Origin of the sequence: Citrobacter sp. MGH100, from assembly GCF_001034465.1 — a bacterium.
Taxonomy (GTDB): domain Bacteria; phylum Pseudomonadota; class Gammaproteobacteria; order Enterobacterales; family Enterobacteriaceae; genus Citrobacter; species Citrobacter youngae.
In genome coordinates this window covers 638,562-661,442 of record NZ_KQ089801.1, presented here as the reverse complement: position 1 = coordinate 661,442, position 22,881 = coordinate 638,562, and the positions used below count along the sequence as shown (strand labels likewise).

22 protein-coding genes and 1 pseudogene are annotated in these 22,881 nt (G+C 55.2%); 13 read left to right on the top strand and 10 right to left on the bottom strand.

All coding sequences use genetic code 11. The features are described 5' to 3' along the window. The first annotated feature begins 24 nt into the window (after positions 1–24). On the top strand, positions 25–369 hold the full coding sequence (locus SK32_RS14740) for a nitrous oxide-stimulated promoter family protein (protein WP_048213037.1): 345 nt from the start codon (positions 25–27) through the stop codon (positions 367–369). A 125-nt stretch (positions 370–494) separates the two neighbouring features. Here the strand turns inward: SK32_RS14740 and SK32_RS14735 are convergent, their stop codons facing one another. The 7 genes and pseudogenes from SK32_RS14735 to hypA all read right to left on the bottom strand — a co-directional run bounded on the left by SK32_RS14735 (position 495) and on the right by hypA (position 7,003). After that, positions 495–923: a TOBE domain-containing protein gene (locus SK32_RS14735; RefSeq protein WP_003037421.1), complete on the bottom strand. Its 429-nt coding sequence runs from the start codon at positions 921–923 to the stop codon at positions 495–497. Positions 924–967: 44 nt separating this feature from the next. After that, positions 968–3,046 (bottom strand): annotated as a pseudogene (gene flhA, locus SK32_RS14730) (formate hydrogenlyase transcriptional activator FlhA). A gap of 219 nt (positions 3,047–3,265) precedes the next feature. After that, entirely contained in the window at positions 3,266–4,276 is a 1,011-nt protein-coding gene (gene hypE / locus SK32_RS14725) for a hydrogenase maturation carbamoyl dehydratase HypE (RefSeq protein ID WP_048213036.1), read from the bottom strand. Continuing rightward, a complete protein-coding gene (hypD, locus tag SK32_RS14720) occupies positions 4,273–5,394 on the bottom strand; it encodes a hydrogenase formation protein HypD (protein ID WP_048213035.1) in 1,122 nt (373 codons plus the stop codon). Before hypD ends, hypE begins: the two co-directional genes overlap by 4 nt. Further along, complete coding sequence (gene hypC / locus SK32_RS14715; RefSeq protein WP_003037411.1) at positions 5,394–5,666, bottom strand: hydrogenase 3 maturation protein HypC; 273 nt, start codon at positions 5,664–5,666, stop codon at positions 5,394–5,396. The genes hypD and hypC overlap by 1 nt, the downstream gene beginning before the upstream one ends. Further along, positions 5,657–6,529: a hydrogenase nickel incorporation protein HypB gene (gene hypB, locus SK32_RS14710; protein ID WP_048213034.1), complete on the bottom strand. Its 873-nt coding sequence runs from the start codon at positions 6,527–6,529 to the stop codon at positions 5,657–5,659. Before hypB ends, hypC begins: the two co-directional genes overlap by 10 nt. 102 nt (positions 6,530–6,631) lie before the next feature. Continuing rightward, a complete protein-coding gene (gene hypA / locus SK32_RS14705; RefSeq protein WP_048213033.1) occupies positions 6,632–7,003 on the bottom strand; it encodes a hydrogenase maturation nickel metallochaperone HypA in 372 nt (123 codons plus the stop codon). Positions 7,004–7,201: 198 nt separating this feature from the next. On the opposite strand from hypA, the gene hycA reads away from it, so the two are divergent. The 9 genes from hycA to hycI all read left to right on the top strand — a co-directional run bounded on the left by hycA (position 7,202) and on the right by hycI (position 15,080). Continuing rightward, positions 7,202–7,660, top strand: a complete 459-nt coding sequence (hycA, locus tag SK32_RS14700) for a formate hydrogenlyase regulator HycA (protein ID WP_048213032.1) — start codon at positions 7,202–7,204, stop codon at positions 7,658–7,660. Between the two features lie 143 nt (positions 7,661–7,803). Further along, positions 7,804–8,415 (top strand): formate hydrogenlyase subunit HycB, encoded by a 612-nt coding sequence (gene hycB / locus SK32_RS14695; RefSeq protein WP_005130602.1) that lies wholly within the window; start codon positions 7,804–7,806, stop codon positions 8,413–8,415. Next, positions 8,412–10,238: a formate hydrogenlyase subunit 3 gene (gene hycC / locus SK32_RS14690; protein ID WP_048213031.1), complete on the top strand. Its 1,827-nt coding sequence runs from the start codon at positions 8,412–8,414 to the stop codon at positions 10,236–10,238. The genes hycB and hycC overlap by 4 nt, the downstream gene beginning before the upstream one ends. 2 nt (positions 10,239–10,240) lie before the next feature. Then, positions 10,241–11,164, top strand: a complete 924-nt coding sequence (locus tag SK32_RS14685) for a respiratory chain complex I subunit 1 family protein (protein WP_005130594.1) — start codon at positions 10,241–10,243, stop codon at positions 11,162–11,164. Between the two features lie 17 nt (positions 11,165–11,181). Next, positions 11,182–12,891 (top strand): formate hydrogenlyase subunit HycE, encoded by a 1,710-nt coding sequence (hycE, locus tag SK32_RS14680; protein ID WP_005130590.1) that lies wholly within the window; start codon positions 11,182–11,184, stop codon positions 12,889–12,891. A 9-nt stretch (positions 12,892–12,900) separates the two neighbouring features. Next, positions 12,901–13,443, top strand: coding sequence for a formate hydrogenlyase subunit HycF (gene hycF / locus SK32_RS14675; RefSeq protein WP_048213030.1), 543 nt, complete (start codon positions 12,901–12,903; stop codon positions 13,441–13,443). Next, positions 13,443–14,210: a formate hydrogenlyase subunit HycG gene (gene hycG, locus SK32_RS14670; RefSeq protein WP_003037388.1), complete on the top strand. Its 768-nt coding sequence runs from the start codon at positions 13,443–13,445 to the stop codon at positions 14,208–14,210. The genes hycF and hycG overlap by 1 nt, the downstream gene beginning before the upstream one ends. Beyond that, the gene (locus SK32_RS14665; protein WP_003037385.1) at positions 14,207–14,617 is read left to right on the top strand and encodes a formate hydrogenlyase maturation HycH family protein; all 411 of its coding nucleotides are present in this window, start codon (positions 14,207–14,209) and stop codon (positions 14,615–14,617) included. The genes hycG and SK32_RS14665 overlap by 4 nt, the downstream gene beginning before the upstream one ends. After that, complete coding sequence (hycI, locus tag SK32_RS14660) at positions 14,610–15,080, top strand: hydrogenase maturation peptidase HycI (protein WP_048213029.1); 471 nt, start codon at positions 14,610–14,612, stop codon at positions 15,078–15,080. The genes SK32_RS14665 and hycI overlap by 8 nt, the downstream gene beginning before the upstream one ends. Before the next feature lie 53 nt (positions 15,081–15,133). On the opposite strand, the gene SK32_RS14655 is transcribed toward hycI, so the two are convergent. From SK32_RS14655 to ascF, 3 genes are all read right to left on the bottom strand, one after another. After that, on the bottom strand, positions 15,134–15,373 hold the full coding sequence (locus SK32_RS14655) for a SymE family type I addiction module toxin (protein ID WP_048213028.1): 240 nt from the start codon (positions 15,371–15,373) through the stop codon (positions 15,134–15,136). Positions 15,374–15,545: 172 nt separating this feature from the next. Then, on the bottom strand, positions 15,546–16,970 hold the full coding sequence (locus SK32_RS14650) for a 6-phospho-beta-glucosidase (RefSeq protein WP_048213492.1): 1,425 nt from the start codon (positions 16,968–16,970) through the stop codon (positions 15,546–15,548). A gap of 22 nt (positions 16,971–16,992) precedes the next feature. Beyond that, positions 16,993–18,447: a PTS cellobiose/arbutin/salicin transporter subunit IIBC gene (gene ascF / locus SK32_RS14645; protein ID WP_048213027.1), complete on the bottom strand. Its 1,455-nt coding sequence runs from the start codon at positions 18,445–18,447 to the stop codon at positions 16,993–16,995. A 264-nt stretch (positions 18,448–18,711) separates the two neighbouring features. Between ascF and SK32_RS14640 the strand changes: the two genes are divergently transcribed. From SK32_RS14640 to hypF, 3 genes are all read left to right on the top strand, one after another. Further along, a complete protein-coding gene (locus SK32_RS14640) occupies positions 18,712–19,719 on the top strand; it encodes a LacI family DNA-binding transcriptional regulator (protein ID WP_048213491.1) in 1,008 nt (335 codons plus the stop codon). A gap of 151 nt (positions 19,720–19,870) precedes the next feature. Further along, the gene (gene hydN, locus SK32_RS14635; RefSeq protein WP_003037366.1) at positions 19,871–20,416 is read left to right on the top strand and encodes an electron transport protein HydN; all 546 of its coding nucleotides are present in this window, start codon (positions 19,871–19,873) and stop codon (positions 20,414–20,416) included. Between the two features lie 143 nt (positions 20,417–20,559). Beyond that, positions 20,560–22,800, top strand: a complete 2,241-nt coding sequence (hypF, locus tag SK32_RS14630; RefSeq protein WP_048213026.1) for a carbamoyltransferase HypF — start codon at positions 20,560–20,562, stop codon at positions 22,798–22,800. Positions 22,801–22,881 lie beyond the last annotated feature (81 nt).

The window sequence follows — 22,881 nt, the reverse complement described above, 5'->3', positions numbered from 1 at the left end:
ATGCAACTTAATTATGGAGGCATCATGTCCGGCAAACGTATTGCTCGTGAAAAAATGACGATCCAAAAGATGATCTCGCTGTACGAAAGCCAGTGTCCGGAAGCTTCAGATGAACAGGGGCATTACGATGCGTTGTTTGCTTATGCGCAAAAGCGCCTGGACAAGTGCGTGTTTGGCGAGGAAAAACCGGCCTGCAAACAGTGTCCGGTACACTGCTATCAACCTGCTAAACGCGAAGAGATGAAGCAAATTATGCGTTGGGCCGGGCCGAGAATGCTCTGGCGTCACCCGATTCTGACCGTTCGCCATCTGATTGATGACAAGCGTCCCGTCCCGGAATTACCTGAGAAATATCAGCGCAAGAAGTAATCTGGTTATTTTGTGCCGGATGGCGGCGATGCCTTATCCGGCCAGCAAGCGCAGGCTCACCTGTCGCGTAGGCCCGATAAGCGTAGCGCCATCGGGCAATTTAACTATCCGGTACCGGATGGCGGTTACGCTTTGGTGGCAATAAGAATGGCCGAGGCTTTGATCAGCGCGATGACCCGGCTTCCCTGGCTCAGTTTCATCTCTTGCTGACTTTCGTTCGTCACGACCGCGACAATGTCAAAACCGGCATCAGTTTTGATGTGTACGGTGGCGTTAACGGCGCCTTCGGTTACCTGTGAAACGCTACCGGCAAATTGGTTACGGGCAGAGAATTTCAGGCCACAGTCTTCAGTCGCCAGCGTCACCCACGGCGCTTTAATCAGCGCAATGGCTTCTTTTCCTTTCGCCAGACCCAGTGCCTGCTGGCTGCTATGGGTCACAATCGCGACCAGTTTTGCGCCGCCAGCCAGCGTCAGTTCAACTTCATCATTCACTGCACCAGTGGCAACTGCACTGACTGTACCGGTTAATTGATTACGTGCTGATACCGCCATACTGCCTCCTTTCGTTGAGTTATCACCCAGTATAGCCACAATGGCTAAACCAGCGCATCCTTATCAATACCTAATCGCTTCATACGCGACAACAACGTGGTTCGTTTTAGCCCCAATCGCTGCGCAGCACCTTTAGGACCGGCAACCACGCCGTTGGTCTCTTTCAGGACGCGCATGATCAACTGGTATTCGTCCTCGCCATCCTGCGCAACTTCGGTGGCTACCGGCGGTGCGGACGGCGTCAACGCGGCAATATCCGGCAGGGACAGCTGTAGCACGTTGCCTCGGGTAAGCAGAACCGCGCGCTCCACCACGTTTTCCAGTTCGCGCACGTTACCCGGCCACTCCATGCTGCTCAAGGTACGAAGCGCTTCGGCAGGAATACTGTCGATATTGCGTCCCATCCGGCGAGCAATTTTAAAGGTAAAGGCTTTCACCAGCAGTGGGATATCTTCCGGGCGCTCGCGCAGCGGAGGTAAATGGATTGGGAAAACGTTCAGCCGGTAATACAGATCGTTACGGAATTCCCGATCGGCAACCATCTTTTTCAGATCGCGGTTAGTGGCGGCGATCAACCGAACGTCGGTCTGGATCAGCTTGTTGCTGCCCAGGCGTTCAAATTCCTGCTCTTGCAGTACGCGCAGCAGCTTAGGCTGTAGCTCCAGCGGCATGTCACCTACTTCATCGAGGAACAGCGAGCTTTTATCCGCCAGTTCAAAACGACCAATTCGCTGTGTGCTGGCCCCGGTAAACGCGCCGCGCTCGTGACCAAACAGGTCGCTTTCCAGTAATCCGGCAGGCATTGCCGCGCAGTTCATCTTCACCATCCGGCGGGCGTTACGCCCACTCAGATTATGAATCGCTCTGGCGATCAGCTCTTTACCCGTACCTGTCTCACCCAGAATCAATACGGTGCTGTCGCTTTGCGCCACCATTTCGACCTGTTTGAGTACGCTGTACATGGCTTCGCTGCGACCGATAATTTCGCCGAACTCACTGTCCACATTGTTCAGTTGCTCGGTCAGCGCCAGGTTTTCATCGACCAGACGTTCTTTCAGGCGGTGTATCTCCTGTTAGGCAAGCGCGTTATCTACCGCAATGGCTACGCGTTCGGCAATCTGGCGCAACAGTTTCAGGTTGGCGGTGGTGAAAACTTTTTCTTCACACTGCGCCAGTTTGAGCACGCCAAGCATCGTGTTGCCGGACATCAGCGGCAGCAGGCACAGAGTCTGTAGCTGGTTGCCCCAGGTTTCGAACAGCATCCGTTCGTAAGGGGCGAGCGTATCGCGTTCGCTCAGATTAATCAGCAGCATCTCTTTGCTTTTGAAAACGCGTTCAGAAAGCGTACCTGCTTCATCCACTTCACTTTGTTCGTGCGCCGGATGATGTTCATCCAGATAGTGGGTGGAATAAATGCTGAGCTTGTTTTTGCGATCGCTGCGTAACACGATGCTGATGGCATCAATGTCGAAGTAGTGATGGATCTCTTTGGCGACTTCGCTGACCAGCTCGTCAATGTCCAGGCGGGAGAGCACCGCATTGGTGATGGCGACGAGGATACGAAAGTTGTCACGTTCGCGACACAGCAAATCGTAATCGACGTTGTTGCTGACTCTGCTCTGAATTTGTTCCGCAACGACGCCGACTATCTGGGTGAAGGTCTGCAGCCGGTTGTACTCTTTTTCACTCCACGGACGATCTTCGTTGCGGATGAATTCACAGCCGCCAAAGATGCGTCCATCCGCCGCCAGCGGCAGCAGGCAGTAGTGGCCAAATTCAGAATACAGTCCACCTGAAGCCAACTGTGGCCAGGTTTCCGTAAACTCATGATAGTTGCAGTGCAGCGCATCGGGGCGAGACAAAATACGGCGTACCGGGCCATGGGCCAGTACCGTTTCATCTTCATAATCGATGGGTTTACCATTTTCACGCGTCGCAAAATAACGCGCACGCTGCGTTTGTGCCTGCCATAACACAATAGCCGCACAGTCGGCCAGCGCTGAACGCTTGACCAGCTGCGAAAGCGCCTCGCTAAGAGACGGGAGATCGGGCTGCTGTAATAATGTACGAGTAATATCGAACAGGCCTTGCTGTCCGAGGTCACTCATCGGTGTATACGACATATTGCTTTTCCAGGAAAAGCACCGCAGAACGGTGCGAAAACGGTAAATGAATTATAGGTATAAGTCGTAAATCATTGCCGGATAGCTGACCGCGAACTCGCTGGTCACGCAATCCGTAGGCCTGATAAGCAAAGCGCCATCAGGCGATAATGCAGCGTTAATGCCGGATGTCGACGCAAATGCGTCTTATCCGGCCTACAGTATGCTGCCAACTGGCTGCTAACATATACGAGGTAAAGGTTCGGCGTGTGGTAAATCGAGGGTCCGTTTCACGCCGTACAGTCCGGCCAGACGCACACCTTTGCGTTCTACCACTTCACCAATCAGCGCGGCATCGCGTCCTAAAGGATGGGCGTGGAGTGCGGCGAGCACGGCTTCAGCAGCCTGACGTTCAACGGCAATCACCAGCTTACCTTCGTTAGCAAAATTGAGCGCATCCAGACCCAGCAGTTCGCAAACGCCACGCACCGCGGGTTTCACGGGCAGGGCCGCTTCAGACAGCTCAATGCCAAACCCGCATGATGCGGCAAATTCATGCGTTACCGCATTCACGCCGCCACGGGTCGCGTCACGCAGCGCCTTCACGCCGGGGATATCACGTAGCGTCTGGATAAGCGGCGTCAATACCGCGCAGTCGCTGACCAGTTCGCCATCAAGACCCAGCTGTTCGCGCAGGTTAAGGATAGTTGCACCATGATCGCCAAGCGTACCGCTGACCAGCAGCACATCGCCCACGCTCAGGGTCTGTGCGCCCCAGTGAATGTTGGCGGGGATCGCGCCCATGCCGGCAGTATTGATGAACAGTTTGTCCGCGGCACCGCGCTGTACAACCTTGGTGTCGCCGGTGACGATGGCGATACCCGCTTCGCGCGCGGTTGCCGCCATGCTGTTCACGACGGTTTTCAGCGTGTCTATTGGCAGCCCCTCTTCGAGGATAAAACCGCAGGAGAGATAGCGTGGGATCGCGCCGCTGACTGCCACGTCGTTAGCCGTACCACAGATAGCCAGCTTGCCGATATTACCGCCCGGGAAGAACAACGGATCGATAACATAGCTGTCGGTTGAAAACGCCAGGCGATCGCCTTCTGCGACCAGTTGCGCCAATTCCAGGCGCGCCTGATCTTCCTGTTCCGCCAGCCACGGATTCGCAAATGCCTCCATAAACAGACTGTTGATCAACTGCTGCATAGCCTGGCCGCCGCTACCGTGGGCGAGTTGTACGCTGTTCATGCTTCACACTCCTGCTGACGATACTGATACCAGGCGGCACATGCGCCTTCGGAGGAGACCATCAGGGCGCCAAATGCGGTCTCCGGGTTACAGGTTTTGCCAAATAGCGGGCACTGATGCGGTTTGCATCTGCCGGTCAATACCTCTCCGCAACGCGCGCGCGGATCGTCATACACCTGCTGCGGCGCTGGCTGGAAATGCGCTTCGGCGTCAAAGCGCTGATAGTCAGGCGTCAGGTGAACGCCTGATGATTCAATGACGCCCAGACCGCGCCATTCGCTGTCGCCATTCACGCTGAACACGTCGGCGATAGCCTGTTGGGCTAACGCGTTACCGGCATCCGGTACCACGCGACGATACTGGTTTTCTACCTGGCTGTGCGCGGCAATTTTCTGCTCAATCAACATCACCACGCCCTGCAGGAGATCGAGCGGTTCGAAGCCAGCGACCACTAACGGACGATGGAAATCTGAGGCAATAAAATTATAGGCGTCAGTGCCAATCACCATGCTGACGTGACCCGGCGCTAAAAAGGCATCAATGCCGTTGTCCGGTTGTTCCAGCAGGCTGCGCAGCGTTGGGATCAAGGTGATGTGCTGGCAGAAAAAGTAAAAGTTCTGCACATCGCGCTGTTTGGCCTGCTGCAGAGTGATGGCGGTTGTCGGCATGGTGGTTTCAAAACCCAGGCCAAAGAACACCACCTTACGCGTTGGGTTTTCCTCGGCCAGCTTCAGCGCATCCATTGGGGAATAGACGATACGGACATCCGCGCCGCGCGCTTTGGCTTGTAGCAGAGAACCTTGTTTACCCGGGACGCGCATCGCGTCGCCAAAGGTGCAGAAAATCACTTCCGGGTGGCTGGCGATTTCGACACAGCTGTCAATTCTGCCCATCGGCAGAACGCACACCGGGCAGCCTGGACCGTGAATAAACTCGACGTTTTCAGGCAGTAACTGGTCGAGACCGAACTTGAAGATTGCGTGGGTATGACCCCCACAAACTTCCATGATGCGCAGCGGGCGTTCAGCCGTGTAGGGGAGGAGTGCAGCACGTTCACACAGGTGCTCTATCAACTGCATCACCTGTTCTGGTGCGCGGTATTCGTCAACAAAACGCATTATTTTTCCTCGCCATACAGCAACGCGCCGACATCCGGCTCAACGTCAAACATGTTTTGCAGCGCGTCGAGCGTGTCGCGCGCTTCTGCTTCATTAATGATGCTCATGGCGAAACCGACGTGAACCAGTACCCACTGGCCGAGGCGCGGTTGGCCATGTTCATCACAGCTACCGACCAGCGTCAGATCGACGTCGCGCTGAATACCGCAAACGTCGACCTTAGCCTGGTTGCCATCAATGGTGCGGATTTGACCCGGAACACCTATGCACATCGCTGATTCTCCAGCCATGACAGCCATTGATCCATCCCTTCGCCGCTGGTGGCGGAAATCAGGATGATCTCAATTCCCGGGTTCACTTCCCGGGCGCTGGCGATGCATTTTTCAACGTCAAAATTGAGGTACGGTAGCAGATCCACTTTGTTGAGCAGCATCAGCGATGCGGCGGCAAACATATGCGGATATTTCAGCGGTTTGTCTTCACCTTCGGTGACGGAAAGCACGGCGACTTTATGACGTTCGCCGAGGTCGAAACTGGCCGGGCACACCAGGTTGCCGACGTTTTCAATGAACAAAATACCGTTATCGTCAAGCGGCAAACGCGGCGCGGCATCGGCAATCATTTGGGCGTCGAGGTGGCAACCTTTACCGGTGTTGACCTGGATGGCGGGCGTGCCGGTGGCGCGAATACGGGCAGCATCGTTCACCGTTTGCTGGTCGCCTTCAATGACGGCACATGGCACGCTGTCTTTGAGCTTCATTAGCGTTTCGGTCAGCAGCGTGGTTTTACCGGAACCCGGGCTTGAAACAAGGTTCAGTACCAGATGCTGACGGGCCGCAAAGCGGGCACGGTTGCGTTCGGCCAGGCGGTTGTTTTTGTCCAGTACGTCAATTTCCACTTCCAGCATACGGCGTTGGCTCATGCCTGGCGCGTGGGTGCCTGCTTCACCGTGACCGTAGTGCAAATCACCTTCTTCAGTCTGGCTCGGTGTGAAATTTGAGGTTTTCACACCGGTAATATTCAGCGCCGGACGAGCCGCCGGGGCAAATGGCGCGCTGCGAAACGCCGAGTGGGGATTATGTTCATCACCCTCTATATATAGGTTGCCTTCAGCGCAACCACATGTCGTACACATCGCTCACTCCTGATCTTTATCTTGCGGTATATCTGTTGCCGGATGGCGGCTTTGCCTTATCCGGCCTACAAACGAGCTCTTTGTGTAGGCTGGATAAGACGCTTAAGCGTCGCCATCCGGCGCTGGAGTCTGATCTATTTCAATACGTCGAATCTGTAAGCCGTCATCGGCCACAATTCTCAGCATATCGCTGTTGCATTGCGGACATCGGCGCACGCGTTGCGTCAGTAACGTGACGTATTGCTGACAAGATTCGCACCAACATTCGGCTTCTTGTTCTTCGAGGTGGAGTTTACAACCTTCTGCAAGGGTGCCACGGCATACCAGATCAAAACAAAAGGCGAGAGCGCTGGTTTCTACGCAAGAAAATGCGCCAATTTTGAGCCAGACCCCAGTTACTCGCTGAGCACCGTGTTGCGTGGCCTGTTGTTCAATCAATTCCAGTGCCCGTTGGCAGAGGGTTATTTCGTGCATACCGCCTCCTGTGAAGTTGCCGTATCAAAAGCAATAAGCATGCCAGGTTGAGTTTTTTCATTCGTGACAATGACGACGATGACGAAATGACATGTCGTCACCCGCCTTTGATTTTTTATCTATATGAAAAATAAGTGATTTAATTTTGGCATGAAATGTGCTTAAGGCTGTTCATCTCTGCTAAACGGGTAACCTGACATGACTATTTGGGAAATAAGCGAAAAAGCCGATTACATCGCTGAACGGCATCGTCGCCTACAGGACCAGTGGCGTATTTACTGCAACTCGCTGGTTCAGGGGATCACCCTGTCAAAAGCGCGTTTGCATCATGCGATGAGCTGCGCGCCGGACAAGGATTTGTGCTTTGTCCTTTTTGAACACTTCACTATCTACGTCACGCTGGCGGACGGCTTCAATAGCCACACCATCGAGTACTACGTCGAAACGAAAGACGGTGATGATAAGCAACTGATTGCACAAGCAGAGTTGACCCTCGACGGTAAAGTCGATGAGCGTATCAGCAACCGCGATCGCGAGCAGGTGCTGGAGCACTATCTCGAAAAAATCGCCAGCGTCTACGACAGCCTGTACACCGCGGTTGAAAACAATATGCCGGTGAATTTAAGCCAGCTGGTTGAAGGACATAACCCGGCTTAAGCCTCGGGGGCTGCCCACTTTTGTCATGATGCGCTTTCATTCTGCGTCACGACAGTTTAGGGGATGGGCATGTCGAAAAATGTCGAAATGACATTTCGCAGACATGTTTTCGTCAAAAATGACTATCACCTGAGGAATGCCTGGTGAATCGTTTTGTAATTGCTGACTCCACTCTTTGCATTGGCTGCCACACCTGTGAGGCCGCCTGCTCAGAGACACATCGCCAGCATGGCCTGCAGTCAATGCCGCGCCTGAAAGTGATGTTAAATGAAAAAGAATCCGCGCCGCAGCTTTGCCACCAGTGTGAAGATGCGCCTTGCGCCACCGTTTGTCCGGTTAATGCCATTAACCGCGTTGATGGCGCCGTACAGCTGAATGAAAGCCTGTGCGTCAGCTGTAAATTGTGCGGGATTGCCTGTCCGTTCGGCGCGATTGAGTTTTCCGGCAGCCGTCCGCTGCACATCCCGGCGAACGCCAATACGCCAAAAGCGCCTCCGGCTCCGCCGGCGCCTGCGCGTGTGAGCACGCTGCTGGACTGGGTTCCGGGCGTTCGCGCCATCGCGGTGAAATGCGATCTGTGCAGTTTTGACGAGCAAGGTCCGGCCTGCGTGCGCATGTGCCCAACCAAAGCCCTGCACCTGGTGAGCAACATGGATATCGCCCGCGCCAGCAAACGTAAGCGTGAGCTGACTTTCAACACCGATTTCGGCGATCTCACCTTGTTTCAGCAGGCTCAGAGTGGGGATGCAAAATGAGCGCAATTTCACTAATTAACAGCGGCGTGGCCTGGTTTACAGCGGCGGCGGTTCTGGCATTTCTGTTTTCATTTCATAAATCGTTGAGTGGCTGGATTGCCGGGGTTGGCGGTGCGGTGGGCAGCCTGTATACGGCGGCTGCGGGTTTTAGCGTACTGATTAATGGGCTGGCGGTCAGCGGCGTGATGCCGTTTATTGGTCACAGTCTGCAAATGACGCCGCTGAACGCTATCTGGCTGATTACGTTGGGTCTGTGCGGTCTGTTTGTCAGCCTGTACAACATTGACTGGCATCGTCATCCGCTGGTTTTAGCTAACGGCCTGCTGGTGAATCTGCTGATGGCCGCGGCGGTATGTGCGGTGGTTGCCAGCAACCTCGGTACGCTGGTGGTGATGGCGGAAATCATGGCGCTGTGTGCTGTGTTCCTCACCGGATGCAGTAAAGAAGGCAAACTGTGGTTTGCGCTGGGACGTATTGGTACGCTGCTGCTGGCGGTTGCCTGCTACCTTGTGTGGCAACGCTACGGCACCCTGGAGCTGCGTCTGCTTGATCTGCGTACCCAGGAGCTGCCGCTCGGCGCCGACATCTGGCTGCTGGGCGTGGCGGGTTTTGGCCTGCTGGCCGGAATTATTCCTCTGCATGGTTGGGTGCCACAGGCTCACGCCAATGCCAGCGCACCGGCTGCGGCACTGTTCTCTACCGTCGTCATGAAGGTGGGTCTGCTGGGTATTCTGTCGCTGTCGCTGCTGGGCGGTAACGCGCCGCTGTGGTGGGGCGTTACGCTGCTGGTGCTGGGGATGATCACCGCGTTTGTCGGCGGTCTGTATGCGCTGATGGAGCACAACATCCAGCGTCTGCTGGCGTACCACACGCTGGAAAACATCGGCATTATTCTGCTGGGGCTGGGCGCTGGCGTGACCGGGATTTCCCTGAATCAACCGGCGCTGATTGCGCTGGGTTTGACCGGCGGTCTGTACCACCTGGTAAACCACAGCCTGTTCAAAAGCGTTCTGTTCCTGGGCGCAGGCAGCATCTGGTTCCGTACCGGTCATCGTGATATCGAAAAACTGGGCGGTATCGGCAAACGCATGCCGGTTATCTCTCTGGCGATGCTGGTTGGTCTGATGGCGATGGCCGCACTGCCGCCGCTGAACGGTTTTGCCGGTGAGTGGGTTATCTACCAGTCCTTCTTTAAGCTTGGCAACAGCGGCGCATTTGTCGGCCGTTTTTTAGGACCGTTGCTGGCGGTAGGACTGGCGATTACCGGCGCGCTGGCGGTGATGTGTATGGCGAAAGTCTATGGCGTTACTTTCCTTGGCGCACCGCGCACGAAGGAAGCTGAAAACGCCTGCTGCGCGCCAATCCTGATGGGTGTGAGCGTCGTTGCGCTGGCTATCTGTTGCGTGATTGGCGGCGTGGCTGCGCCGTGGCTGCTGCCGATGATCTCCTCTGCCGTTCCGCTGCCGCTGGAAACTGCGAACACCACCGTTTCTCAGCCAATGATCACGCTGCTGCTGATCGCATGTCCGCTGCTGCCGTTCATCATCATGGCAATTTTTAAAGGCAACCGTCTGCCGTCGCGTTCACGCGGTGCGGCATGGGTGTGTGGTTACGATCACGAGCAGTCAATGGTCATTACCGCGCACGGTTTTGCCATGCCGGTGAAAGAAGCCTTTGCCCCGGTACTCAAACTGCGTAAATGGCTAAACCCGGTATCACTGATTCCGGGCTGGCAGAATGCGGCTGCGCCGGTGCTGTTCCGTCGACTGGCGCTAATTGAGCTGGCGGTGCTGGTGGTGATTGTGGTTTCACGAGGAGCCTGAGAATGAGTGTTTTATATCCGTTAATTCAGGCGCTGGTGCTGTTTGCCGTTGCGCCGCTGCTGTCCGGTGTTACCCGCGTGGCGCGTGCGCGTTTGCACAATCGCCGCGGTCCGGGCGTTTTGCAGGAATACCGCGACATTATCAAACTGCTGGGTCGTCAGAGCATTGCGCCTGCGGATTCCAGCTGGGTTTTCCGCCTGACGCCGTTTGTGATGGTGGGCGTGATGCTGACTATCGCCACTGCGTTGCCGGTAGTGACCGTTGGCTCGCCGCTGCCACAACTGGGCGATCTGATCACCTTAATTTACCTGTTCGCCATTGCCCGTTTCTTCTTCTCTATCGCGGGACTGGATACTGGTAGCCCGTTTACTGCCATTGGTGCCAGCCGTGAAGCGATGCTCGGCGTGCTGGTTGAACCTATCCTGCTGCTGGGGCTGTGGGTGGCGGCGCAGGTTGCCGGTTCGACCCACATCAGCAACATTGCCGATACCGTTTATCACTGGCCTGCCGCGTATAGCATCCCGCTGATTCTGGCGCTGTGCGCCTGTGCTTTCGCCACCTTTATCGAAATGGGCAAACTGCCGTTCGATCTGGCAGAAGCAGAGCAAGAGCTGCAGGAAGGTCCATTGACTGAATACAGCGGCAGCGGTTTTGCCGTGCTGAAATGGGGCATTAGCCTCAAGCAACTGGTCGTTCTGCAAATGTTCGTTGGTGTGTTCCTGCCGTGGGGACAGATGGAAACCTTCACCGCGGGGGGGCTGCTGCTGGCGCTGGTGATTGCCGTCGTCAAACTGGTCCTCGGCGTGCTGGTCATCGCCCTGTTCGAAAACAGCATGGCGCGTCTGCGTTTTTGCGCCACTTCACGCGTGACCTGGGCCGGTTTTGGGTTTGCGTTTTTAGCGTTCGTCTCCTTGCTGGTGGCGTGATTTAAGAGAGTTTGAGCATGTCTGAAGAAAAATTAGGTCAACACTATCTCGCTGCGCTGCACCAGGCCTTCCCGGGTGTGGTGCTGGATGAAGCCTGGCAGACCAAAGATCAGCTGACGATCACCGTCAAGGTGAACTACCTGCCGGAAGTGGTGGAATTCCTGTACTACAAACAGGGCGGCTGGTTGTCCGTGCTGTTTGGTAACGACGAGCGCCAGCTGTGCGGTCATTACGCTGTTTACTACGTGATGTCGATGGAGCAGGGCACCAAATGCTGGATAACTGTCCGCGTTGAAGTCGATGCCAATAAACTGGAGTTCCCGTCCGTCACGCCACGCGTTCCGGCTGCGGTCTGGGGCGAGCGCGAAGTGCGCGATATGTACGGTTTAATCCCGGTTGGTTTGCCGGATGAGCGTCGCCTGGTACTGCCGGATGACTGGCCGGACGAACTCTATCCGCTGCGTAAAGACAGCATGGATTATCGTCAGCGTCCGGCGCCGACTACCGATGCGGAAACCTACGAGTTCATCAACGAACTGGGCGACAAGAAAAATAACGTGGTGCCGATTGGCCCGCTGCACGTCACCTCCGATGAACCCGGTCACTTCCGCCTGTTCGTGGACGGCGAGAACATTATCGATGCCGACTACCGTCTGTTCTATGTCCACCGCGGCATGGAGAAACTGGCGGAAACCCGTATGGGTTACAACGAAGTGACGTTCCTGTCAGATCGCGTGTGTGGTATCTGCGGCTTTGCGCATAGCACTGCCTATACCACCTCCGTTGAGAATGCGATGGGCATCGTGGTGCCGGAACGTGCGCAGATGATCCGCGCCATTCTGCTGGAAGTTGAGCGTCTGCACTCGCACCTGCTGAACCTCGGTCTGGCCTGTCACTTCACCGGTTTTGACTCCGGTTTTATGCAGTTCTTCCGCGTGCGTGAAACGTCGATGAAGATGGCGGAGATCCTCACCGGGGCACGTAAAACTTACGGTCTGAACCTGATCGGCGGTATCCGTCGTGATCTGCTGAAAGAAGATATGATCCAGACCCGTCAACTGGCGCAGCAGATGCGTCGTGACGTGCAGGAACTGGTCGATATGCTGCTCAGCACACCGAACATGGAACAGCGTACCGTTGGTATTGGTCGTCTGGATCCGGAAATTGCCCGTGACTTCAGTAACGTCGGCCCGATGGTTCGCGCCAGCGGCCACGCGCGTGACACCCGCGCCGATCACCCGTTTGTCGGCTATGGTCTGCTGCCGATGGAAGTTCATAGCGAGCAAGGCTGCGACGTTATTTCTCGTCTGAAAGTTCGTATTAATGAAGTCTATACCGCACTGAATATGATCGACTTTGGTCTGGATAACCTGCCGGGCGGCCCGCTGATGGTGGAAGGCTTTACCTACATTCCTCACCGTTTCGCACTGGGCTTTGCTGAAGCGCCGCGTGGAGATGACATCCACTGGAGCATGACCGGCGACAACCAGAAACTGTATCGCTGGCGCTGCCGTGCGGCGACCTACGCCAACTGGCCGACGCTGCGCTACATGCTGCGTGGTAATACCGTTTCCGATGCGCCGCTGATTATCGGTAGCCTCGATCCTTGCTACTCCTGTACTGACCGTATGACCGTGGTCGATGTACGTAAGAAGAAGAGCAAAGTCGTGCCGTACAAAGAACTTGAGCGCTACAGCATCGAGCGTAAAAACTCGCCGCTGAAATAAGGAATCGCCATGTTTACCTTTATCAAAAAAGTCATCAAAACCGGGGCGCCGACGTCGTCGTATCCGCTGGAGCCGATCGCGGTCGATAAAAACTTCCGTGGCAAACCGGAACATAATCCGCAGCAGTGTATTGGCTGCGCGGCCTGTGTGAATGCGTGCCCGTCGAACGCGTTGACGGTAGAAACCGATCTGGCCACCAATGAGCTGGCGTGGCAGTTCAATCTCGGTCGCTGCATCTTCTGCGCCCGTTGCGAAGAAGTTTGCCCGACGGCGGCGATCAAGCTGTCGCAGGAGTATGAGCTGGCGGTGTGGAAGAAAGAGGATTTCCTGCAGCAGTCCCGCTTTGCGCTGTGTAATTGCCGCGTATGTAACCGTCCGTTTGCGGTACAAAAAGAGATTGATTACGCCATTGCGCTGCTTAAGCACAACGGTGATAGCCGCGCGGAAAACCACCGTGAAAGCTTTGAGACCTGCCCGGACTGTAAGCGCCAGAAATGCCTGGTGCCGTCTGACCGTATTGAACTGACTCGCTATATGAAAGAGGCCAGCTGATGAGCAATTTATTAGGCCCACGTGACGCCAACGGTATTCCGGTACCGATGACGGTGGATGAATCCATTGCCAGCATGAAAGCGTCGCTGCTAAAAAGCATCAAGCGTTCAGCGTACGTTTACCGTGTGGACTGCGGCGGCTGCAACGGTTGCGAAATCGAAATCTTCGCCACGCTTTCTCCGCTGTTTGACGCCGAACGTTTTGGCATCAAAGTGGTACCGTCCCCGCGCCATGCGGATATCCTGCTGTTTACCGGCGCGGTAACCCGTGCCATGCGCTCTCCGGCGCTGCGCGCCTGGCAGTCTGCGCCAGACCCGAAAATTTGTATCTCTTACGGTGCTTGCGGTAACAGCGGCGGTATCTTCCACGACTTATACTGCGTATGGGGCGGCACGGACAAAATCGTACCGGTGGATGTGTATATCCCTGGCTGCCCGCCAACGCCTGCAGCCACGCTGTATGGTTTTGCGATGGCGCTTGGCCTGTTGGAACAGAAAATTCATGCACGTGCGCCGGGCGAACTGGACGAACAACCTGCTGAAATTCTGCATCCGGATATGGTTCAGCCGCTGCGAGTGAAGGTGGATCGCGAGGCTCGCCGTCTGGCGGGATACCGCTATGGTCGCCAGATTGCTGATGACTATATGACGCAGTTAGGGCAGGGCGAGCATCAGGTGGCGCGCTGGCTGGAGGCGGAAAACGATCCGCGTCTGACCGAGATCGTCACGCATCTTAACCATGTTGTCGAAGAGGCGCGTATCCGATGAGTGAAACGGTGGTGTTCAGTCAACTGAGCCGTAAGTTTATTGATGAGAACGATGCGACGCCCGCCGAGGCGCAGCAGGTTGTCTATTACAGCCTGGCGATTGGTCACCACCTTGGGATCATCGATTGCCTGGAAGCGGCGTTAACTTGTCCATGGGACGAATATCTGGCATGGATTGCTACCCTTGCTGAGGGAAGCGAAGCCCGCCGGAAAATGGAAGGTGTGCCGAAATACGGCGAGATCGTTATCGATTTCAACCATGTGCAAATGCTGGCACGCGCGTTCGATGATGCGCGTGCCGTACAGACCCCGCAGCAGCAGGAGTGGAGCAAGCTGATGCTTAGCATGCTGCACGACATACACCAGGAAAGCGCCATCTATCTGATGGTGAGGAGACACCGTGACTGACGTTTTATTATGTGTGGGTAACAGCATGATGGGCGATGACGGCGCGGGCCCGCTGCTGGCTGAAATGTGTGCTGCAAATCCTCAAGGCAACTGGGTTGTCATCGACGGCGGTAGCGCGCCGGAGAACGATATTGTCGCCATCCGTGAACTGCGTCCGCAACGTTTGTTGATTGTTGATGCCACCGATATGGGGCTGAACCCAGGTGAAATCCGCATTATCGATCCCGATGACATTGCCGAGATGTTCATGATGACCACCCATAACATGCCGCTGAATTACCTGGTCGATCAGTTGAAAGACGACGTTGGTGAGGTGATTTTCCTCGGCATTCAACCGGACATCGTCGGTTTTTACTACCCGATGACACAGCCGATCAAAGATGCTGTTGATACCGTCTATCAGCAATTAGCCGGTTGGGAAGGACACGGTGGATTCTCCGAGCTGGAAGCGCCAGAAGAGTAAACCGTATCAGTGCCGGATGTGAGTGACATCCGGCCTGTTTCCCGCCTTCCTCGTTACTCAATGGCCTGCTCTATAATTAATTTCCCCTGCATCACTGACACACTCACTGCCGTACCGGTAGGAAACCCTGCTTGTTCCAGCCAGTCGCCGTTCAGCGTGAGTGAGGCGTGCCGACTGATTCGTCGCGTGTAACCCGTTTTGGGATCTTCATGGAGTTTTCTGACATAGCCAACTTTCAATCGACGTACGGGTTTAGTGATAGCCACTGCTGTTGTGCCATTTTTATCAGACATGCACGTTTCCTTGTGGTGAACGGCCAGGATTAAAAACTACTGAATAAAATGCCAGTAAAAAAGGATGAGGGCAAACCTGAAACTGGAAGGACGATTCCACATCTGGAATGTAATAAATGAAATGAAAATATGTAATTCTGCCGGAAGGCTGTAACCCCCTCCGGCAGATCTGTTATGCCAGATCGGCACCGTTGCTGGCGATTACTTTTTTGTACCACCAGAATGATTTCTTACGGGTGCGCGCCAGCGTGCCGTTGCCCGCATCATCGCGGTCCACATACACAAAACCGTAGCGTTTGCTCATCTCACCGGTTGAGGCAGAAACCAGGTCAATACAGCCCCAGGTGGTGTAGCCCATCAGGGGCACGCCATCTTCAATCGCGTCTGCCATGGCGCGAATGTGCTCGCGTAAATAGCTGATGCGATAGTCGTCATTGATCTCACCATTGGCATCGATTTCATCCTTCGCTCCCAGCCCGTTCTCCACCAGAAATAGCGGTTTCTGGTAGCGGTCATACATCATATTCATGGTGATGCGCAGACCAAGCGGATCGATGCCCCAGCCCCATTCGCTGGCGGCAATGTATGGATTACGTAGCGATTTCACCACGTTGGCGGCGCTGGTATTGCCGGTGTTCATTTCCGCCGAGGCGCAGCGCGATGCGTAATAGCTGAACGAGACGAAATCGACGGTGTTTTTCAGGATGTCGTCATCTTCCGGGGCTTTTTCTATGACCACGCCTTTTTCGCGAAACACGCGGGCAGAATAAGCCGGGTAGGCCCCGCGCGCCTGCACATCAATAAAGAACAGGTTTTCGCGGTCTTTTTCCAGCGCGGTCCACACATCTTCTGGTTTACAGGAATAAGGATAAAAATTACCGCCAGCCAGCATACAACCGACCTGGTTTTGCGGATTAATTTCATGGGCTATTTTAGTCGCCAGGGCGCTGGCTATCAGTTCGTGGTGAGCGGACTGATATTTCACCTGATCCTGATTTTCACCTTCTTCAAATACCAGCCCGGCGCCTGAAAAGGGGCTGTGCAGCATAATGTTGATTTCGTTGAACGTCAGCCAGTACTTCACCAGTCCGTCAAAGGCCTCAAAGCAGGTACGGGCGTAGCGGGTAAAGAACTCAACCATTTTGCGGTTACGCCAGGAGCCGTACTCGGTGACCAGATGCATTGGCACGTCGAAGTGACACAGCGTGACTAATGGCTCAATACCGTATTTTTTACACTCGGCAAACACGTTCTGGTAAAACGCGATGCCCTCTTTATTCGGCGTCAGCTCATCGCCGTTAGGGTAGAGACGGCTCCAGGCAATGGAAGTACGAAATACCGTAAACCCCATTTCCGCCATCAGCGCGATATCTTCTTTATAGCGATGATAAAAGTCGATCGCCTGATGGCTGGGATAAAATTCGTTATCCCGCAGCGCAAAGCGCTTTTCCTGACCCAGCTTGACGGGCATGCGGTGTGTGCCGTGGGGGATCATATCGACGGTAGTCAGTCCTTTGCCGCCTTCCCGGTATGCCCCTTCAGACTGGTTGGCGGCCAGTGCGCCGCCCCATAAAAATCCTTGCGGAAAAACAGACATAATTAACCTCAGTTCATACCAGTCAAATGCTGGCTCCATTGATATTGCCCGGTTGTGCGGCCTGATTTTTTCTGGCCTGCGCGGCTGCATCTTCGACAGGGATATCTTCAAAGCCGAGAATCAGCGTTAATACAAAGGAAAGCACTACCGCCAGCGCCATCACGCCAAATACCCAGACGATGGTCATCGGATTGGACGGATCGAAAAACTGGACGCTGGTGAACAGGCCAGGAGCCGCCATGGAGTGGCTTGCAAGTCCGGCCATTCCGGCAACGGCACCGCAGATAAAACCGCTGATAAGGCTCGCAATCAGCGGACGTTTCAGGCGGATCGCCACGCCATACAGCGCGGGTTCGGAAATCCCCGCCATAATGGCGGAGGCGGCTGCCGCTAACGCCGTTTGACGCAGTTCCGGGTTTTTGGTTTTCCATGCCACCGCCAGCGACGAGCCGCCGAGCGACAAGTTGGCACCGATTTCCGACGGCATCACCATGCCTTCTTTTCCGGTTTCGGCAATGGTCTGAATAATGGTTGGCGTAAAGACACGGTGCATACCGGTCATTACCAGCAGCGGCCACAATGCGCCCATAATGGCCACTGACAGCCAACCGAGATAGCCGTGAATGGTATACACCAGCGCTGAAATTGCGCTACCGATCCAGATGCCGATCGGGCCAATGATGACGATGGCGAGCGGCGCGGCGATCAGCACGATCAGCATTGGTTTCAGGAAGTTTTTGGTGACTGCCGGAGTGATGCGATCCACCCAACGTTCGATGTATGACAGGCACCAGGTCATCACCAGCGCCGGGATCACCGTGTAGGTATATTTCACCGCCGTCACCGGGATCAGGGCAAACTCAACGTGCTCACCCTGCGCAGCCTTCGCCATCAGATCGATGAAGCTGGGATGCACCAGTACACCCGCGATGGCGATTGCCAGTGACATGTTGGTTTTGAATTTGATAGCGGCCGACGCAGCGACCATCAGCGGCAGGAAGAAAAATGCGCCGTCACCGATAACGGTCAGAATGGTGAGCGTGGACGATCCTTTCTCCAGCACGCCGGTCATTTCGAGGATCATTGCCAGCAGCTTGAGCATTGATCCGCCGATAATTGCCGGGATCAACGGCGACATTGTGCCGATCAGCGCATCAAGGATCCCCGCACCAATCCGCTTCAGCGTCAGTTGGGGTTTGGTTTGCGGCTCAGCAGGCTGCATATTGGCAGGCAACAGGCTGACCACTTCGCGATACGCCTGCGAAACGGTGTTGCCGATGATCACCTGGCACTGGTTCTCGTTGCGCACCACGCCGAGCACGCCAGAGAGTGTCTTCAGCGTCGCGCTGTCGACCTGCGAGTCATCTTTGATAACGAAACGCAAACGGGTCATACAGTGGGTCACTGCTGTGATGTTGTCGACGCCTCCCAGAGCCGTCACAACGGAGCGCGCCAGCGCTGCATAATTCTTGGACATCGGATTTAATCCTGTTTTATCAGTAGGGTACGTTATGTTTTATCCGTTTACGTTGGGTCGCTTTTCTGGGTTATGAAACGCAGATAGGAAACCGGTTCCACAAAATAATGTTTAAAATATTAGTAGTGAGCAAGATTTAATTTTGATCATTTTTTGTAATTGTGACTCCGATCACCAGATATCAGCGTCTGCGATTTAGCAGCAAGGACAGCGGCGAAACGGTGCAGTACACTGCGTCACATTGAGAGAATAGGGATGAGTAATATGACCACGATGCTGGAGGTGGCGAAGCGTGCCGGGGTGTCGAAAGCGACAGTTTCCCGGGTGCTTTCCGGAAACGGCTATGTCAGCCAGGAGACCAAAGACCGCGTGTTTCAGGCCATTGAAGAGAGTGGTTATCGCCCTAACTTGCTGGCGCGTAGCCTGGCGGCGAAAACCACGCAGACGCTGGGACTGGTGGTGACGAACACCCTTTATCACGGCGTCTATTTCAGCGAACTGTTGTTTCATACCGCACGCATGGCGGAGGATAAGGGGCGTCAGCTGTTGCTGGCTGACGGTAAGCACAGCGCTGAGGAAGAACGCCAGGCGATCCAGTACCTTCTGGACTTACGCTGCGACGCGATTATGATTTATCCGCGTTTTCTCAGCGTGGATGAGATAGACGATATCATCGACGCCCATACTCAGCCGATTATGGTGCTTAACCGACGCCTGCGGAAAAACAGTAGCCACAGCGTATGGTGTGATCAAAAGCAGACCAGCTTTAACGCCGTTACTCAGCTCATTGCCGCCGGGCATAAAGAGATTGGTTTTATTACTGGCTCGATGGATTCTCCAACCGGCGTGGAGCGACTTTCAGGTTATAAAGACGCGCTGGCACATCATGGTATTGCGCTTAATAATGACTTGATTGTTAAGGGAAAGTGGACGCCAGCCTGCGGTGCTGCGGGCGTTGATGCGTTGCTTTCACGTAAGGTCAATTTTACCGCGCTGGTGGCCAGCAATGACGATATGGCGATCGGCGCGATGAAGCAGTTACACGCCCATGGTGTGCGGGTGCCTTTACAGGTGTCGGTGATTGGCTTCGATGATATCACCCTCGCGCCATACACTATTCCGGCGCTTTCCAGCGTAAAAATTCCGGTAACAGAAATGATTCAGGAAACGATTGGGCGCCTGATCTTTATGTTGGGTGACGGGGCGTTTACGCCGCCAAAGACTTTCACCGGTGAACTCATCCAGCGCGACTCTGTTGCGCCGCCCGCTTAGCGCTGACGGCTGTCATTTGTCATCGTCACTAGTGACGATGACACGCCATCCTTGTATTCATTATAATAAAAATCCTTTAATAACAGTAAATTAAAATCTGGCACGATTTGTGAATGCTTCGGCAGATATTCTGTCATTGCTGGAGAAATTGATGAACCGTTTCATCATTGCAGACGCCAATAAATGCATTGGTTGCCGTACCTGTGAAGTGGCCTGCGTGGTATCCCATCAGGATAACCAGGACTGCGCATCGCTGACCCCTGAAACTTTTTTACCCCGCATTCACGTCATCAAAGGCGTTAATGTCTCCACGGCGACGCTGTGCCGCCAGTGTGAAGACGCGCCGTGCGCTAACGTCTGCCCGAACGGTGCGATCAGCCGTGATAAAGGTTTTGTTCACGTAATGCAGGAACGCTGCATTGGCTGTAAAACTTGCGTTGTGGCTTGTCCTTACGGCGCAATGGAAGTGGTCGTGCGTCCGGTTGTGCGTAACAGCGGCGCGGGTCTGAACGTCCGTGCAGAAAAAGCCGAAGCCAATAAGTGCGACCTGTGCCACCACCGTGAGGCCGGTCCTGCCTGTATGGAAGTCTGCCCGACTCACGCGCTGATTTATGTGGATCGCAACAAGCTTGAGCAACTGAGCGCGGAAAAACGCCGTCGCGCGGCGCTGGATTCCACCGCATCTTTGCTGTTCTGATATCTGCAAATCCGCGTAAAATACGGTAGTACTTATGCCGGATGGCGGCTTCGCCTTATCCGGCCTACTGTTCGCATCCCCGTAGGCCTGATAAGCATCGCGCCATCAGGCTAACCGGGATTGATGACTGCGGGAAAAATCTAATGACAATAAACACCCCCTCCGGCGTACAGTTGCGTATTCGCGGCAAGGTACAGGGCGTCGGATTTCGCCCCTACGTCTGGCAACTGGCGCAACGGTTACAGCTGCATGGCGACGTGTGTAACGACGGTGACGGTGTGGTTGTGCGCTTGCAGGAAGATCCGGCGGAGTTTATTGCGCAGTTACATCAACACTGCCCACCGCTGGCGCGCATTGACAGCGTTGAGAGCGAACCGTTCGTCTGGACGCAGCAGCCTGCCGATTTCTCGATTCGTCAAAGCGCTGGCGGTTCGATGAATACGCAGATCGTTCCGGACGCCGCGACCTGCCCCGAATGTCTGATTGAAATGAACACTCCCGGCGAACGCCGCTATCGTTATCCCTTTATCAACTGCACCCACTGCGGCCCACGTTTTACCATTATCCGCGCCATGCCGTATGACCGTCCGTTGACCGTGATGGCGTCGTTCCCGCTCTGTGCGCAATGCGACAAAGAGTATCGTGACCCGTATGACCGTCGCTTCCATGCCCAGCCTGTTGCCTGTCCGGCATGCGGCCCGCATCTGGAATGGATCAGTACTGACGTGCGGGCTGAAAAAGAAGACGCCCTGCAGGCGGCGGTGGCACAGCTGAAAGCGGGCGGCATTGTGGCCGTGAAAGGCATTGGCGGCTTTCATCTGGTGTGCGATGCGCGCAATGATGACGCCGTCGCACTGCTCAGGCTGCGTAAACACCGTCCGGCGAAACCGCTGGCGGTAATGCTGCCTGCTGATGACGGATTACCTGAACCCGCACGTCATTTGCTGACAACCCCTGCCGCGCCAATCGTGCTGATGCAGAAACGCTATGTCGCTGCATTGAGCGAGGGCATTGCGCCAGGGTTAACGGAAGTAGGCGTTATGCTGCCAGCGAATCCGTTGCAGCATCTGCTCTTACAAGAGATGAATTGTCCGCTGGTAATGACCTCCGGCAACCTCAGCGGCAGGCCTCCGGCCATTACCAATGCCCAGGCGCTGGAAGATTTAAGTGCGATTGCTGATGGTTTCCTGCTGCATAACCGCGAAATTGTGCAGCGGATGGATGACTCCGTGGTGCGTGATAGCGGGGAAATGCTGCGTCGTTCCCGGGGTTACGTTCCGGATGCGGTCGCGCTGCCGCCAGGATTTCGCGACGTGCCGCCGATGCTGTGCTTAGGCGCGGATCTGAAAAATACCTTCTGCCTGGTGCGTGGCGAACAGGCGGTTATCAGCCAGCATTTAGGCGATCTCAGCGATGACGGCATTCAGCAGCAGTGGCGTGATGCGCTACGCCTGATCCAGAATATTTATGATTTTATGCCACAGCGTATCGTGCATGATGCGCACCCTGGCTATGTTTCCAGCCAGTGGGCCAGCGAGATGAATCTGCCAACCGAAACGGTACTGCATCACCATGCTCATGCCGCTGCATGTCTTGCCGAGCACGGCTGGCCGCTCGATGGCGGCGACGTGATTGCTCTGACGCTGGACGGCATCGGCATGGGGGAAAATGGCGAGCTGTGGGGCGGCGAATGTCTGCGGGTCAACTATCGTGAATGCGAACACCTTGGCGGCTTACCGGCGGTAGCGTTGGCGGGTGGCGATTTAGCGGCAAAACAGCCATGGCGCAATCTGCTCGCGCAGTGCCTGCGTTTTGTTCCTGACTGGCAGCGTTATCCGGAAACATCGGCGCTGCAACATCAAAACTGGAACGTACTGGCGCGCGCCATCGAGCGGGGAATCAATGCCCCGCTGGCATCGTCGTGCGGACGCTTGTTTGATGCGGTTGCCGCCGCGTTGCATTGTGCGCCGGAATCGTTGAGTTATGAAGGTGAGGCTGCCTGCGCGCTGGAGGCGCTGGCATCGCAGTGTGCAGGCGTTGATCACCCTGTTACGGTGCCGCTTAATGGCAATCAACTGGACTTAGCGATTTTTTGGCAGCAATGGCTAACCTGGCAGACCGCCCCTGCTGAAAGAGCGTGGGCATTTCACGACGCGCTGGCGCGTGGGTTTGCCACACTGATGCGTGAGCAGGCCGAAACGCGCGGAATTAAAACGTTAGTCTTCAGCGGCGGCGTGATGCATAACCGCTTATTGTCATCCCGGCTGGCGTTTTATCTGCGTGATTTTACCTTACTGTTCCCACAGCGTTTACCGGCGGGCGACGGCGGATTGTCATTGGGGCAGGGCGTGATTGCTGCGGCGCGGGTGTTGACGCAAAAATAAAAAAAGCCCCGGGACTGGCGGGGCAAGAAAAACATGTCGGGGCATACCGACAAGTGGCAACGCACATCCATGTGCGTGAGG

Bases quoted from the DNA above. Each gene is read 5' to 3' on its own strand.
- SK32_RS14740 (WP_048213037.1), top strand. From the start codon at position 25: ATGTCCGGCAAACGTATTGCTCGTGAAAAAATGACGATCCAAAAGATG.
- SK32_RS14735 (WP_003037421.1), bottom strand. From the start codon at position 923: ATGGCGGTATCAGCACGTAATCAATTAACCGGTACAGTCAGTGCAGTT.
- hypE (WP_048213036.1), bottom strand. From the start codon at position 4,276: ATGAACAGCGTACAACTCGCCCACGGTAGCGGCGGCCAGGCTATGCAG.
- hypD (WP_048213035.1), bottom strand. From the start codon at position 5,394: ATGCGTTTTGTTGACGAATACCGCGCACCAGAACAGGTGATGCAGTTG.
- hypC (WP_003037411.1), bottom strand. From the start codon at position 5,666: ATGTGCATAGGTGTTCCGGGTCAAATCCGCACCATTGATGGCAACCAG.
- hypB (WP_048213034.1), bottom strand. From the start codon at position 6,529: ATGTGTACGACATGTGGTTGCGCTGAAGGCAACCTATATATAGAGGGT.
- hypA (WP_048213033.1), bottom strand. From the start codon at position 7,003: ATGCACGAAATAACCCTCTGCCAACGGGCACTGGAATTGATTGAACAA.
- hycA (WP_048213032.1), top strand. From the start codon at position 7,202: ATGACTATTTGGGAAATAAGCGAAAAAGCCGATTACATCGCTGAACGG.
- hycC (WP_048213031.1), top strand. From the start codon at position 8,412: ATGAGCGCAATTTCACTAATTAACAGCGGCGTGGCCTGGTTTACAGCG.
- SK32_RS14685 (WP_005130594.1), top strand. From the start codon at position 10,241: ATGAGTGTTTTATATCCGTTAATTCAGGCGCTGGTGCTGTTTGCCGTT.
- hycE (WP_005130590.1), top strand. From the start codon at position 11,182: ATGTCTGAAGAAAAATTAGGTCAACACTATCTCGCTGCGCTGCACCAG.
- hycF (WP_048213030.1), top strand. From the start codon at position 12,901: ATGTTTACCTTTATCAAAAAAGTCATCAAAACCGGGGCGCCGACGTCG.
- hycG (WP_003037388.1), top strand. From the start codon at position 13,443: ATGAGCAATTTATTAGGCCCACGTGACGCCAACGGTATTCCGGTACCG.
- SK32_RS14665 (WP_003037385.1), top strand. From the start codon at position 14,207: ATGAGTGAAACGGTGGTGTTCAGTCAACTGAGCCGTAAGTTTATTGAT.
- SK32_RS14655 (WP_048213028.1), bottom strand. From the start codon at position 15,373: ATGTCTGATAAAAATGGCACAACAGCAGTGGCTATCACTAAACCCGTA.
- SK32_RS14650 (WP_048213492.1), bottom strand. From the start codon at position 16,970: ATGTCTGTTTTTCCGCAAGGATTTTTATGGGGCGGCGCACTGGCCGCC.
- ascF (WP_048213027.1), bottom strand. From the start codon at position 18,447: ATGTCCAAGAATTATGCAGCGCTGGCGCGCTCCGTTGTGACGGCTCTG.
- SK32_RS14640 (WP_048213491.1), top strand. From the start codon at position 18,712: ATGACCACGATGCTGGAGGTGGCGAAGCGTGCCGGGGTGTCGAAAGCG.
- hydN (WP_003037366.1), top strand. From the start codon at position 19,871: ATGAACCGTTTCATCATTGCAGACGCCAATAAATGCATTGGTTGCCGT.
- hypF (WP_048213026.1), top strand. From the start codon at position 20,560: ATGACAATAAACACCCCCTCCGGCGTACAGTTGCGTATTCGCGGCAAG.